Source organism: Klenkia brasiliensis, assembly GCF_900100695.1.
Classification (GTDB): Bacteria; Actinomycetota; Actinomycetes; order Mycobacteriales; family Geodermatophilaceae; genus Klenkia; species Klenkia brasiliensis.
Genome location: NZ_FNCF01000005.1, coordinates 206560 through 220767 on the forward strand (window position 1 = coordinate 206560; position 14208 = coordinate 220767).

Here is a 14208-nt window from a genome sequence, read left to right on the forward strand (position 1 = left end):
GTCCTCGGTTCTGGGGAGGAGGGACGGGAGCCGGTCAGCCCAGCGGGGCGTGCCGGGTGACGGTGAAGACGTGGGCGGGTTCGCGGTAGGGGTCCAGCTCGACGTAGTTGAACTGGCCCCACTCGTACTGCGCGCCGGTGATCTGGTCGGTCACGGTGAACCGGTCGGACCACTCCAGGCCCAGCGCCGACATGTCCAGGGCGGTGGTGCCGATCTGGGTGTGCTGGCTGGACAGGGACACCACGACCAGGACGGCGTCGTCGCCGGCCGGGTCGGTCTTGGAGAAGCAGATCAGGTTGTCGTTGTCGATGTCGTGGAAGCGCAGGGTGCGCAGCTGCTGCAGCGCCGGGTGCTCGCGCCGGACCTGGTTGAGCCGGGTCAGGTAGGGCGCCAGGGAGCGGCCCTGGGCCAGTGCGCCGTCGTAGTCGCGCGGGCGCAGCTGGAACTTCTCGGTGTCCAGGTACTCCTCGCTGCCCGGCTTGAGCGCGACGTGCTCGAAGAGCTCGTAGCCGGAGTACACGCCCCAGGTCGGGCTCATCATCGAGGCCAGCACCGCGCGGATCTTGAACATCGGCGGGCCGCCGAACTGCAGCGACGCGTGCAGGATGTCCGGGGTGTTGACGAAGAAGTTGGGCCGCATGTAGTGCGCGGTCCCGGCCAGCTCGCGGCCGTACTGCTCGATCTCCCACTTCTCGGTGCGCCAGGTGAAGTATGTGTAGCTCTGGGTGAACCCGACCCGGGCCAGCTGGTGCATCATCGCCGGCTTGGTGAACGCCTCGGCGAGGAAGAGCACGTCGGGGTGGCTCTTCTTGACGTCCCAGATGATCCAGTGCCAGAAGTTGATGGCCTTGGTGTGCGGGTTGTCGACCCGGAACACCTTGACCCCGGCGTCGATCCACACCTGCAGCACCCGGCGGGCCTCGGCGTAGATGCCGGCCGGGTCGTTGTCGAAGTTGATCGGGTAGATGTCCTGGTACTTCTTCGGCGGGTTCTCCGCGTAGGCGATGGTGCCGTCGGGCTTGGTGGTGAAGAACTCCGGGTGCTCGGCCACCCACGGGTGGTCCGGCGCGGCCTGCAGCGCGAAGTCCAGCGCCACCTCCATGCCCAGCTCGCGGGTGCGCGCGACGAAGGCCTCGAAGTCGGCCATCGTGCCCAGCTCGGGGTGCACGGCGTCGTGCCCGCCGTCGGCGCTGCCGATGGCCCAGGGCGAGCCGACGTCGCCCTCGACCGTGGTCAGGGTGTTGTTCTTGCCCTTGCGGTTGACCGTGCCGATCGGGTGGATCGGCGGCAGGTAGACGACGTCGAACTCCATCGCCGCGATCGCCGGCAGCCGCCGGGCGGCGTCGGCGAAGGTGCCGTGGGTGGGCACGCCGTCGACGACCGGCCCCTCCGAGCGCGGGAAGAACTCGTACCAGGAGCCGTACAGCGCGCGCTCGCGGTCCACCCACACCTCGTAGCGGGGGGACCGGGTCACCAGCCGGCGCACCGGGTGGGCGTGCAGCAGGTCGGTCATCGCCGGGGCCAGCGCCGGGGCGAGCCGGGCGCTGAGCTCCAGCGACCCGTCGCGCAGCGCGGCGGCGGCCGCGGCGACGGCGGTGCGGTGCTCGCGCGGGACGGACCGGCCGACCTCGTCGAGCAGCCGGGCGCCCTCCTCCAGGTCGTTGGCGAGGTCGGCGGCACCCTGGCCGGCCTCGACCTTGACCTCCACGGCGTGGTGCCAGGTGCCCACCGGGTCGTCCCAGGCCTCGACCTGGAAGGTCCACAGGCCCTCGCGGTCGGGGACGACGGTGGTCGTCCACCGGTCGGGCTGGTCGGAGTACCGGTGCATCCGGCGCAGCGGCGGCCGGGTGGCCCGCTTGCCGGGGGTGGCCGGCGGGCTCCAGACGACGTTGGCCGCGACGGCGTCGTGGCCCTCGCGGAAGACGGTGGCGGTGATGGGGAGGTGCTCGCCGACGACGGCGCGTGCGGAGAAGGACCCGCAGGCGACCACGGGGTCGATGTCGGTGATGCCCAGGCGGAGGTCAGCGCGGCCGGTCACCCCCGTCACGCTATCGGCGCCGGGGGCGGCGGGCACATCGGCCGGGGTGCCGCCGGGGGCCCGTCCGCACCGACCTGCGACGTCGTCCCTGGTCGATAGGCTCGTCGCGTGCGAGCTCTCCGACGACTCACCGTCCGCGCAGCGCTCCCCGAGGCGCTGCTCCCGCTGGCCCCGCTGGTGATGAACCTGCGCTGGTCCTGGCACCCCGAGACGCGCGACCTGTTCGAGGCCGTCGACCCCGACCTGTGGGTGACCTGCGGCAACGACCCGGTCCGGGTGCTCGGGGAGGTCTCCGCGGAGCGGTTGGCGGCGCTGGCCAAGGACCGCCGCTTCCTGCGCCGGCTCTCCGACGTCACCGACGACCTGCAGGACTACCTGGACGCACCGCACTGGTACCAGTCGCTGGGTGGCGACGCCCCGGCGTCCATCGCGTACTTCTCCGCCGAGTTCGGCATCACCGAGGTGCTGCCCAACTACTCCGGCGGCCTGGGCATCCTGGCCGGCGACCACCTCAAGGCGGCCTCCGACCTCGGCGTCCCGCTGATCGGCATCGGCCTGCTCTACCGGGCCGGCTACTTCTCCCAGGGCCTGTCCGCCGACGGCTGGCAGCTCGAGCACTACCCCGCGCTGGACCCGCACGGCCTGCCGCTGAAGCTGCTGCGCGACGCCGAGGGCAACGCGGTGGTCATCACCGTGCCGCTGCCCGAGGGCCGCACGCTGCACGCCCACGTCTGGCGCGCCCAGGTCGGCCGGGTGGCCCTGCTGCTGCTCGACAGCGACATCGAGGAGAACGCCCCGGCCGAGCGCGGGGTCACCGACCGGCTCTACGGCGGGGGCGAGGACCACCGGCTGCGCCAGGAGATGCTGCTGGGCATCGGCGGCGTCCGGGCGGTGCGCGCCTACTGCTCGCTCACCGGCACCCCGCAGCCCGAGGTCTTCCACGCCAACGAGGGCCACGCCGGCTTCCAGGGCGTCGAGCGCATCCGCGAGCTGACCGAGTCCCACGGGCTGTCCTTCGCCGAGGCGCTGCAGGCCGTCCGCGGCGGCACCGTGTTCACCACGCACACCCCGGTCCCGGCCGGCATCGACAGGTTCCCCCGCGCGCTCATCGAGCGGTACTTCGCCGGCTTCGGCGTCCCGGTGCACGACCTGCTGCCGCTGGGCGCCGAGGAGGACCCGACCAAGTTCAACATGGCCCACATGGGCCTGCGGCTGGGTCAGCGCGCCAACGGCGTCAGCCAGTTGCACGGCCACGTCAGCCGCGACATGTTCGGCGGGCTGTGGCCGGGCTTCGACGAGGCCGACGTGCCGATCTCCGCCATCACCAACGGGGTGCACGCCGCCACCTGGACCGCCCGCGAGCTGGTCGAGCTGGGCACCCAGACCTCCAGCCAGGGCGACCCGGCCGACGCCGAGGGCCCGGTCTGGTTCGACCAGGTCGACCGCATCGACGCCGGTGAGCTGTGGAGCACCCGCCGGCTGCTGCGCGGCCGGCTGGTCGAGGAGGTGCGCCGCCGGGTGCGCGAGAGCGCGCTGTCCCGCGGGGCGTCCGAGGCCGAGCTGGGCTGGACGGACTCGGTGTTCGACCCCGACGTGCTCACCATCGGGTTCGCCCGCCGGGTGCCCTCCTACAAGCGGCTGACCCTCATGCTGCGCGACCCGGCCCGGCTCAAGGCCCTGCTCACCGACCCCGACCGGCCCCTGCAGCTGGTCATCGCCGGCAAGAGCCACCCGGCCGACGACGGCGGCAAGCAGCTGATCCAGCAGATGGTGAAGTTCGCCGACGACCCCGACATCCGGCACCGCATCGCCTTCCTGCCCGGCTACGACATCGGCATGGCCCGCTACCTGTACTGGGGCTGCGACGTCTGGCTGAACAACCCGCTGCGGCCGCTGGAGGCCTGCGGGACCTCGGGCATGAAGTCCGCGCTCAACGGCGGGCTGAACCTGTCCATCAAGGACGGGTGGTGGGACGAGTGGTTCGACGGCCAGAACGGCTGGGCGATCCCGACCGCCGACGGCGTCGAGGACCCCGAGCGGCGCGACGACGTCGAGGCCGCGGCGATCTACGAGCTGCTGGACAAGCAGGTGCTGCCGCGCTTCTACGAGACCGACCGCGACGGCGTGCCGACCCGGTGGGTGGAGATGGTCAAGCACACCCTCAAGGACCTCGGCCCGAAGGTGCTGGCCAGCCGGATGGTGTCGGACTACGTGCAGCAGCTCTACGTGCCCGCCGCGCGCTCGGCCCGGGCGCTGGCCGAGGGCGGCTACCAGGTGGCCCGCGAGCAGGCCGCCTGGCGCGCCCACCTGCTCGGCGCCTGGGGCGGGGTGCGGGTGGCCCACGTCGAGGCGACCGGGGTGGGCGACACCCCCGAGATCGGCTCGACGATCGACCTGCGGGCCGAGGTGGAGCTGCCGGGGCTGGTCACCGGCGACGTGCAGGTGCAGGCCGCCTACGGCCGGGTCGACGACGCCGACGGGCTGCACGACGTGACCGCGGTGGCCATGTCCCACGAGGCCACCGAGGGGTCGCGGCACTGGTTCACGGCCACCGTGCCGCTGGAGCGCACGGGTGCCTTCGGCTACACGGTGCGGGTGCTGCCGTCCTCCCCGGCGCTGGCCACCCCGGCCGAGCTGGGCGTGGTCACCAACGCCTGACGGCTGGACACCTGGGGGGCGGATCGTCCACCGGAGCGCCGCGCCGGGGACGGCTGCGGACGCCGGACGAGACGATCCGCCCCACGGGTGACCAGTCGGTGAGGCCGGTGTGACCCATGGTGACCGAGGGAGCATGTCGACCGTCACGCTCCGGCGTGGCTGCCTCGCTCGGCGGCGATCACCGGGCCTCGATCATTAGGGTGACCGACATGCCCGACCGCTGTGAGGTCCTCCCCGGAGACAACGTCGTCGCCCGCCGTGCCGGCGGCCTGCTGTGGGTGGACGCCCCCGGCTCGCCCGCCCTCGTCGCGACGCTGCACGCCTGCCTGGGGCTGGCCGGTCCGGGCGCCGACCGGGTGCTCACCGCCGTCGCCGACCAGGTCGGTTCGCTGGCCTCGGGCGGGGCCTCCTTCGCCCTCGTGCTCACCGACGCCGCCGACGGCTCGGGCTCCGGCGTCGCCCTCTGGTCGGGCAAGGGCCAGCCGGCCGTGGACGGCGTCCCGGTCTCGGGCCGGCCCACCGGCGGCGGCTGCACCCTGGCCAGCGGTTTCGGCCTCGGCTCCAGCCTTTACGTGGGCCCGGGCTCCTCGCCCTCCCCGGTCCCGCCGGGCGTGGCCTACGACCTGGTCGAGGGCACCGTGCCCGGCAGCGGCGCCACCCTGCAGCTGGCCGCCGCGACCCCCGCCTCGGTCGCCGTCCCCGCCCCGCAGAGCTCCCCGGGCGCCGAGCGGTTCTCCGCCGGCTCGGACTCCGGCTTCAGCGCCCCCGCCGCCGCGCCGGCCTCCGAGCCGCAGCCGGTCGCCCAGGCCGGTGCGGCCACCGCCTTCTGGCAGCCCGACCCGCCGGCCGCCCCGGTGCTGCGCTTCGACGACGGCATGGTCGTCGACGTCGACAGCGACCTGGTGCTGGGCCGCCGCCCCGACGGGCACGAGCTGGTCACCTCCGGCACGGCCAAGCCGGTGCCGATCGCCGACACCCAGAACGTGCTGTCGTCCGCGCACGCCGCCATCCAGCGCGCCGGCCGCGAGGTCTCCCTGGTCGACCTGGGGTCGCTCAACGGCACCCACGTCGCCGGCCCCGAGGCCACCGAGTGGACGCAGCTGGAGCCGGGCGTGGCTCACGCGCTCTCCGACGGCGACCGGCTGCTGCTGGGCTGGACGGTCATCACCTTCGAGCAGTCCGCCGAGTAACCGGGCTGTGCGCCCCCTGTGAGGGGGGCCTAGGGTCGCCCGCGTGACCACGGACACAGCGCGCGCCGTCCCACCGTCCGACCCGGCGAGCCGGCGGCGCCGCCCGACCGCGAAGGGCGTCGTCGTCTGGACGCTGGTCGCGCTGGTCGGGGCGACCTGCTGGACGGTGCTCGCGCTGTCCCGCGGGGAGACCGTCAGCGCGCTGTGGATCTTGTTCGCCGCGCTGAGCAGCTACGCGATCGCCTACCGCTTCTACTCGACGTTCATCGCCGACCGGGTGCTCCGCGTCGACGACCGCCGGGCGACCCCCGCCGAGCGGCTGGAGAACGGCCGCGACTTCGAGGTCACCGACCGCCGGGTGCTCTTCGGCCACCACTTCGCCGCGATCGCCGGCGCCGGCCCGCTGGTCGGCCCGGTCCTCGCCGCGCAGATGGGCTACCTGCCCGGCACCGTCTGGATCATCGTCGGCGTCATCGCGGCCGGCGCCGTGCAGGACATGGTCGTGCTGTTCTTCTCGATGCGGCGCAACGGGCAGAGCCTGGGCCAGATGATCCGCGCCGAGATCGGCGTGGTCGGCGGCGTCGCCGCGCTGGTCGCCGTCTTCGCCATCATGATCATCATCCTGGCCGTGCTGGCGCTCATCGTGGTCAACGCCCTCGCCGAGTCGCCGTGGGGCGTGTTCTCCATCGCGCTGACCATCCCGATCGCGCTGTTCATGGGCGTGTACCTGCGGGTCATCCGGCCCGGGCGGGTGCTCGAGGCCAGCGCCATCGGCGTCGTCGCGCTGCTGGCCGCGATCATCGGCGGCGGCATGGTCGACGGCACCGCGCTGGGCGAGGCGCTCACCCTGGACAAGACCACGCTGGTCATCGCGCTGGTGGTCTACGGGTTCGTCGCCTCGGTGCTGCCGGTCTGGCTGCTGCTCACCCCGCGGGACTACCTGTCGACGTTCATGAAGATCGGCGTCATCGCGCTGCTGGCCGTCGGGCTGGTCATCGCCATGCCGGTGCTGCAGAACGACGCGGTGAGCAGCTTCGCCCTGGCCGGCACCGGGCCGGTGTTCGCCGGCTCGCTGTTCCCGTTCGTGTTCATCACCATCGCCTGCGGCGCGCTCTCGGGCTTCCACGCGCTGATCTCGTCCGGGACGACGCCGAAGATGGTCGCCAAGGAGAGCCAGGTCCGGGTGATCGGCTACGGCGGCATGCTGATGGAGTCCTTCGTGGCCATCAGCGCGCTCATCGCGGCCTGCATCCTCGACCCGGCGCTGTACTTCTCGATGAACGCGCCGGCCGGGGCCACCGGCGGCACCGTCGAGGGGGCGTCGGCGTTCGTGGCCAACCTGGGCTTCTCGATCACCCCGGCCGAGCTGCAGGCCGCGGCCGACACCATCGAGGAGGCCACCCTGGTCTCCCGCACCGGTGGCGCACCGACGCTGGCCTACGGCATCTCCGAGATCTTCCAGACCGCCTTCGGCGGCGGGCTGCAGGCCTTCTGGTACCACTTCGCGATCATGTTCGAGGCGCTGTTCATCCTCACCGCCGTCGACGCCGGCACCCGGGTGGGCCGGTTCATGCTGCAGGACACCGTCGGCAACGTGTGGAAGCGCTTCGGCGACCTGACCTGGTGGCCGGCCAGCTGGGCCGCCTCGGCCGTGGTCGTCGGCGCGTGGGGCTACATCCTCTACATCGGGGTGACCGACCCCCTGGGCGGGATCAACCAGCTCTTCCCGCTGTTCGGCATCGCCAACCAGCTGCTGGCCGCCATCGCGCTCACGCTGTGCACCACGCTGCTGGTCAAGCACGGCCGGCTGCGCTGGGTCTGGGTCACCGGCGTCCCGCTGGCGTGGGTGCTGGTCATCACGATGACCGCGTCGTTCCAGAAGGTGTTCTCCGGCGACCCCAAGGTCGGCTACTTCGCCCAGCGCAGCCAGTACGCCGACGCCCTGGCCCGGGGCGAGGTGCTCGCCCCGGCCACCGACCAGGCCGCGATGGCGCAGGTGGTCACCAACTCCACCGTCAACGGCGTGCTGCAGTCGGTGTTCGCGGTGCTGGCGCTGGTCGTGGTGGCCAACGCCGCGGTGGTCTGCGTGCGCGCGGTCCGCGCCGGCGGGCTGCCGACCACCGAGGTGCCGGCCGAGCCCTCCCGCATCGTGGAGCCCTCCGGCTTCTTCCCGACCGCGCACGAGCGGGAGCTGCTCGACGCCGAGCGCGCCCGGCTGGCCGCCGAGCGCGCACCCTCGGGTCAGCAGTGATCCGCCGCTGGGGGGCCGCCGTCCGCTGGTACCTGCGGGCGCTCACGGGGGAGGACCGCTACGACCGGCACGTGGCCGCCTGCGCCGCCGACGGCCGGGTGCCGATGACCCGCCGCGCCTTCGAGCGGCACCGCACCGACGTCGCCGCCGCGCACGCCCACGAGAGGTGCTGCTAGGGCCGCCGGAGCACCCGCAGCGCCCAGACGGTGCGCGCGGGCATCACCAGGGGCCCGGGGGCGACGACGGCCGGGCGGTCCGGGGCACCGGTGGGCCACTCCGTGGAGACCGCGAACTGGTAGCCGTCGGCCCAGGGCGCACCCGGCAGGGTCACCTCGACGTCCTCGGGGCCGGCGTGCAGCCAGACCAGCCAGGAGTCGTCGACCACCGGGCGCCCGCGCTCGTCCCGGTGCCGGATCCCGCGGCCGTCGAGGTACATGCCGATGGTCTGCAGCCCGGTGTCGAACCACTCCTCGTTGGTGATCAGCCCCCCGCCGGGGGCGAACCAGGCCAGGTCGCGGGTGCCGCCGGAGCCGGGCACCTCGTGCCCGTCGAAGAACGCCTCCTGGCGCAGCGCGGGGGAGGACCGCCGCAGCGCGACCAGCCGGGAGGTGAAGGTCCACAGGTCGGCGTCGATGTCGCCCCAGTCCAGCCAGGAGATCTCCGAGTCCTGGCAGTAGGCGTTGTTGTTGCCCAGCTGGGTGCGGCCCAGCTCGTCGCCGGCGGTCAGCATCGGGACGCCGGTGGACAGCAGCAGCGTGGCCAGCACGTTGCGCACCTGCCGCGCCCGCAGCCCGGTCACCGCCGGGTCGTCGGTGGGGCCCTCGACCCCGCAGTTCCAGCCGCGGTTGTGGCTCTCGCCGTCCCGGTTGTCCTCGCCGTTGGCCTCGTTGCGCTTGCGCTCGTAGCTGTAGAGGTCGCGCAGGGTGAACCCGTCGTGCGCGGTCACGAAGTTCACCGACGCGAACGGACGGCGGCCGTCGGAGCGGTACAGGTCGCTGGACCCGGTCAGCCGGTAGGCCAGGTCGCGGACGCCGACGTGCTGGCCGGACCACACGTCGCGCACCGTGTCGCGGTACTTGCCGTTCCACTCGGTCCACAGCGGCGGGAAGTTGCCCACCTGGTAGCCGCCCTCGCCGATGTCCCAGGGCTCGGCGATGAGCTTGACCTGGCTGACCACCGGGTCCTGGTGCACCACGTCGAAGAAGGCCGAGAGCCGGTCGACGTCGTGCATCGACCGGGCCAGCGCCGAGGCCAGGTCGAAGCGGAACCCGTCGACGTGCATCTCGGTGACCCAGTACCGCAGGGAGTCCATGAGCAGGGCCAGCACCTGGGGACGGCGGACGTCGAGGGTGTTCCCGCAGCCGGTGTAGTCGGTGTAGCGGGCCGGTGCGCCCGCGCCGAGCCGGTAGTAACCGCCGTTGTCGATGCCCTTGAACGACAGCGTCGGGCCGGTGTGGTCGCCCTCGGCGGTGTGGTTGTAGACCACGTCGAGGATCACCTCGATGCCGGCGGCGTGCATCGCCTTGACCATGGCCTTGAACTCGGTGACCTGGCCGCCGCCGGTGCCGGCGGAGGAGTAGGCGGCGTGCGGGGCGAAGTAGCCCAGCGTGTTGTAGCCCCAGTAGTTGGTCAGCCCGCGGCGCAGCAGGTGCGGCTCGGAGACGAAGTGGTGCACCGGCAGCAGCTCGACCGCGGTGACCCCCAGCGACACCAGGTGCTCGACGAAGGCCGGGTGGGCCAGGCCCGCGTAGGTGCCGCGCAGCGCCGGCGGGACGTCCGGGTGGCGCATGGTCGCGCCCTTGACGTGCACCTCGTAGATGACGGTGTCCGACCACGGGGTGCGCGGTGCGGCGTCGCCGTCCCACGGGAAGGAGTCGTGGATGACCACCCCGCGCGGCACGTGCGGGGCGGAGTCGCGGTCGTCGGGGGTGCCCGCGTCGGGGTGGCCCTCGGGGAAGCCGAACAGCGCCGGGTCCAGGGTCAGGTCGCCGTCGACGGCGCGGGCGTAGGGGTCCAGCAGCAGCTTGGCCGGGTTGTACCGGGTGCCCGAGGCGGGGTCGTAGCCGCCGTGCACGCGGTAGCCGTAGCGCTGGCCGGGGCCGACGCCCGGGAGCCGGCCGTGCCAGACCTGGTGGGTGGTCTCCTGCAGCCGCTGCCGGTGCTCGGTGCCGTCGGGGTCGAACAGGCACAGGTCCACCGCGGAGGCGCCCGCGGACCACAGCGCCACGTTGGTGCCGGTGCCGTCCCAGTGCGCGCCCAGCGGGGCCGGGCTGCCCGGCCACACCTCGACCGGTGGGCCCGATGCTCGATTCACCACGTGGCTCATCGTGCCCGACACCGGGGCCTTCCCGAGGGAGTTGCGTGGTCGGGTTGGTTGGATGGGGTCCGTGCCGAGCTCCGTGGTGGTCCAGCTCTCCGGTGTCGACGTCGTGCGGGGGAGCGCCACCCTGCTGCGCTCGGTCGACTGGACCGTCCGCGAGGACGAGCGGTGGGTGCTGCTGGGCCCCAACGGCGCGGGCAAGACCACGCTCATGCAGCTGGCCTCGGCGCAGCTGCACCCCACCCGGGGCACCGTGACGCTGCTGGGGGAGACCCTCGGCGCGGTCGACGTGTTCGAGCTGCGCCCGCGCATCGGGCTGACCAGCGCGGCGCTGGCCCAGCGCATCGGCCCGGCCGAGCGGGTCGGCGACGTCGTCGTCTCCGCCGGCTACGCCGTCATGGGCCGCTGGCGCGAGCGCTACGACGTGCACGACCTGACCCGCGCGGCGCTGCTGATGGACCAGTGGGGCGTGGGCCCCTACGCCCACCGGGAGTTCGGCACGCTGAGCGAGGGCGAGCGCAAGCGCGCCCAGATCGCGCGGGCGCTGATGACCGACCCCGAGCTGCTGCTGCTCGACGAGCCCGGCGCGGGCCTGGACCTCGGCGGCCGCGAGGACCTGGTGTCGCGGTTGACCGACCTGGCCCGCGACCCGCAGGCCCCCGCGCAGGTGCTGGTCACCCACCACGTCGAGGAGATCCCGCCCGGCTACACCCACGCGCTGCTGCTGCGCTCGGGCTCGGTGGTGGCGGCCGGCCCGGTGGACGACGTCCTCACCGCCGACCTGCTCGGCGAGACCTTCGGCCTGCCGCTGGCGCTGGGCCGGGTGCGCGGCCGCTTCACCGCCCGCCGCGCCGGCTGACCCCCTCCGGGCGGGGGAAGCCCGGCACCCGGTGACGGGGCCCGGAGGTGGGTGCAGGGCCTCCCCTGCCTAGGGTGCGGGGGAGTCGACGTCGACACCGAGGAGCACCCGCATGGCCGAGCCGGAGTTCGTGACGCTGCAGGTCGAGGACGGCGTGGGCACCATCCGCCTGGACCGCCCGAAGATGAACGCGATCGACGAGCAGCTGCACTGGGAGGTCCGCACCGCCGCGCAGGAGGCGGGCAGCCGGGCCGACGTCCGGTCGGTGGTCATCTACGGCGGCGAGCGGGTGTTCGCCGCCGGCGCCGACATCAAGGCCATGTCCCAGCTGACCGGCTCGTCGATGGTGGCGTGGGGCCGGGAGCTGACCAGCTCCTTCCGCGAGGTCGCCCGGGTGCCCAAGCCGGTCATCGCCGCCATCACCGGCTACGCCCTGGGCGGGGGCTACGAGCTGGCGCTGTGCGCGGACTTCCGGGTCATGGGGGAGTCGGCCAAGGTCGGCCAGCCCGAGATCCTGCTCGGCGTCATCCCCGGTGCCGGCGGCACGCAGCGGCTGGCCCGCCTGGTCGGGCCGGCCAAGGCCAAGGACCTGGTCTTCACCGGCCGGCACGTGGGCGCCGAGGAGGCCCTGGAGCTGGGGCTGGTGGACGCCGTCGTCCCCGACGACCAGGTCTACGCCGCCAGCGTCGCGATGGCCCGCAAGTTCGCCGCCGGCCCGCCGCTGGCGCTGGCCGCGGCCAAGCGCGCCATCGACGAGGGCCTGGACGGCGCGATCGACCACGGGCTGGCGCTGGAGAGCGAGCTGTTCGCCGGGCTGTTCGACACCGAGGACCAGAAGACCGGCATGGCCTCCTTCCTCAGCGACGGGCCGGGCAAGGCCACCTTCAGCGGTCGATGAGCGACCGGCCCGCCCAGCTGGACCGCTGCGACGAGGCCGGGCGGGCCTGGGTGGAGCGGGCGGTCGCGCTGGTCGAGGCCGACGCCCGGCGCAGCGCCGACACCCACCTGCTGGTCTACCCGCTGCCGCCGGAGTGGGGGGTGCAGCTCTACCTCAAGGACGAGTCCACCCACCCGACCGGCAGCCTCAAGCACCGGCTGGCCCGCTCGCTGTTCCTGCACGCGCTGTGCTCGGGGTGGATCGGCGAGGGGTCGACGGTGGTCGAGGCCTCCAGCGGCTCGACCGCGGTCAGCGAGGCCTACTTCGCCCGGATGCTGGGCCTGCCCTTCGTCGCGGTCATGCCCGCGTCCACCAGCCCGGAGAAGATCGCGCTCATCGAGTTCCACGGCGGCCGCTGCCACCTGGTCGCCGACGCGGGCACGGTCTACGACGAGGCCCGCCGGATCGCCACCGAGACCGGCGGGCACTACCTGGACCAGTTCACCCACGCCGAGCGGGCCACCGACTGGCGGGGCAACAACAACATCGCCGAGTCGGTGTTCGAGCAGCTGGCCGCCGAGGAGCACCCGGTGCCCGAGTGGGTCGTGGTGGGCGCCGGCACCGGGGGCACCAGCGCCACCATCGGGCGGTACCTGCGCTACCGGCGGCTGCCCACGCGGCTGGCCGTCGTCGACCCCGAGGGCTCGGCGTTCTTCCCCGGCTGGCGGGACGGCGACCCCACCGCGGTGGGCCGGCCCTCCCGCATCGAGGGCATCGGCCGGCCCCGGGTGGAGCCCTCCTTCGTGCCGACGATCGTGGACCGGATGTTCTGCGTGCCCGACGCGGCGTCCATCGCGGCGATGCGGCACCTGGAGACCGCCACCGGCCGCCGGGCCGGCGGCTCCACGGGGACCAACCTGTGGGGTGCCTTCCAGCTGGTCGCCGAGCTGGTCGCCGCCGGACGGCGGGGCAGCGTGGTGACGCTGCTGTGCGACGGCGGCGAGCGCTACGCCCGCACCTACTACTCCGACGCCTGGCTGGCCGAGCAGGGCCTGGACCTCGCACCGCACCGTCGCACGCTCGAACGGTTCGCGGTCAGCGGTGACTGGTCTCACGCGCCGACCGTCTGACGCCCCGACGTTACCCACGAGTAACGTGAATCATCAGTGCGTGTGCGGGCTCACGTCCGCACCCTGAACCCACTCGCGGAGGTGCGATGAACATCGTCGTCCTGGTCAAGCAGGTGCCCGACTCGGGCACCGAGCGCCAGCTGGACAGCTCGGACAACACCGTCGCGCGCGCCAGTGCCGACAACGTCATCAACGAGATGGACGAGTACGCCATCGAGGAGGCGCTGACGGTCAAGGAGTCGCAGGGCGGCGAGGTCACCGTGCTGACCGTCGGCCCCGACGGCGCCACCGACGCCATCCGCAAGGCCCTGTCGATGGGCGCGGACAAGGCCGTGCACGTCTCCGACGAGGCCATCCACGGCTCCTGCGCGGTGCAGACGTCGGCGGTCATCGCCGCGGCGCTCTCCCAGCTGGAGTACGACCTGGTCATCTGCGGTGCCGAGTCCACCGACGGCCGCGTCTCGGTCATGCCGGCGCTGCTGTCCGAGCGGCTGGGCATCCCGCACCTGTCCGGTGCCCGCAAGCTCACCGTCGACGGCTCGACGCTGAAGGTGGAGCGGCAGACCGACGGCGGCTTCTGGGCCCTCGAGGCGCAGACCCCGGCCATCGTGAGCACCTGGGACACCATCAACGAGCCGCGCTACCCCTCCTTCAAGGGGATCATGGCCGCCAAGAAGAAGCCGGTGGAGACCAAGTCGCTGGCCGACCTCGGCGTCGACGCCGGCACCGTCGGCCTGGCCACCGCGACCAGCCAGGTGCTGGACTTCGCCGGCCGCCCGCCCAAGGGCGAGGGCGTCAAGGTGACCGACGAGGGCGACGGCGCCGAGAAGCTCGTGGGCTTCCTGGCCAGCCAGAAGCTCGTCTGACCGGAACCACTGGAGGAGA

Annotated in this window: 10 protein-coding genes; 8 read left to right on the forward strand and 2 right to left on the reverse strand. The window is 73.2% G+C overall.

Features of this window, described 5'->3' with window-relative positions; translation table 11 throughout:
- Positions 1-34: 34 nt before the first annotated feature.
- On the reverse strand, positions 35-2038 hold the full coding sequence (locus BLT39_RS16205) for an alpha-1,4-glucan--maltose-1-phosphate maltosyltransferase (RefSeq protein ID WP_091065781.1): 2004 nt from the start codon (positions 2036-2038) through the stop codon (positions 35-37).
- 108 nt (positions 2039-2146) lie between these two features.
- On the opposite strand from BLT39_RS16205, the gene glgP reads away from it, so the two are divergent.
- The 4 genes from glgP to BLT39_RS16225 all read left to right on the forward strand — a co-directional run bounded on the left by glgP (position 2147) and on the right by BLT39_RS16225 (position 8313).
- On the forward strand, positions 2147-4696 hold the full coding sequence (gene glgP / locus BLT39_RS16210) for an alpha-glucan family phosphorylase (RefSeq protein ID WP_091065785.1): 2550 nt from the start codon (positions 2147-2149) through the stop codon (positions 4694-4696).
- A gap of 209 nt (positions 4697-4905) precedes the next feature.
- The gene (locus BLT39_RS16215; RefSeq protein WP_091066302.1) at positions 4906-5886 is read left to right on the forward strand and encodes an FHA domain-containing protein; all 981 of its coding nucleotides are present in this window, start codon (positions 4906-4908) and stop codon (positions 5884-5886) included.
- Positions 5887-5929: 43 nt separating this feature from the next.
- Complete coding sequence (locus tag BLT39_RS16220; RefSeq protein ID WP_091065787.1) at positions 5930-8137, forward strand: carbon starvation CstA family protein; 2208 nt, start codon at positions 5930-5932, stop codon at positions 8135-8137.
- Positions 8134-8313, forward strand: a complete 180-nt coding sequence (locus BLT39_RS16225) for a YbdD/YjiX family protein (protein ID WP_091065790.1) — start codon at positions 8134-8136, stop codon at positions 8311-8313. Before BLT39_RS16220 ends, BLT39_RS16225 begins: the two co-directional genes overlap by 4 nt.
- On the opposite strand, the gene glgX is transcribed toward BLT39_RS16225, so the two are convergent.
- Positions 8310-10454 (reverse strand): glycogen debranching protein GlgX, encoded by a 2145-nt coding sequence (gene glgX, locus BLT39_RS16230; protein WP_242658480.1) that lies wholly within the window; start codon positions 10452-10454, stop codon positions 8310-8312. The two genes, BLT39_RS16225 and glgX, sit on opposite strands and share 4 nt — an antisense overlap.
- Positions 10455-10515: 61 nt before the next feature.
- Between glgX and BLT39_RS16235 the strand changes: the two genes are divergently transcribed.
- From BLT39_RS16235 to BLT39_RS16250, 4 genes are all read left to right on the forward strand, one after another.
- Entirely contained in the window at positions 10516-11316 is an 801-nt protein-coding gene (locus BLT39_RS16235) for an ABC transporter ATP-binding protein (RefSeq protein ID WP_091065798.1), read from the forward strand.
- A gap of 112 nt (positions 11317-11428) precedes the next feature.
- Positions 11429-12214: an enoyl-CoA hydratase/isomerase family protein gene (locus tag BLT39_RS16240; protein ID WP_091065802.1), complete on the forward strand. Its 786-nt coding sequence runs from the start codon at positions 11429-11431 to the stop codon at positions 12212-12214.
- Positions 12211-13323 (forward strand): L-cysteine desulfhydrase Cds1, encoded by a 1113-nt coding sequence (gene cds1 / locus BLT39_RS16245; protein ID WP_091065805.1) that lies wholly within the window; start codon positions 12211-12213, stop codon positions 13321-13323. Before BLT39_RS16240 ends, cds1 begins: the two co-directional genes overlap by 4 nt.
- Before the next feature lie 86 nt (positions 13324-13409).
- Positions 13410-14189 carry an electron transfer flavoprotein subunit beta/FixA family protein gene (locus tag BLT39_RS16250; protein ID WP_091065809.1) on the forward strand — a complete coding sequence of 260 codons (780 nt, stop codon included), beginning with the start codon at positions 13410-13412 and terminating at the stop codon, positions 14187-14189.
- Positions 14190-14208: the final 19 nt, after the last annotated feature.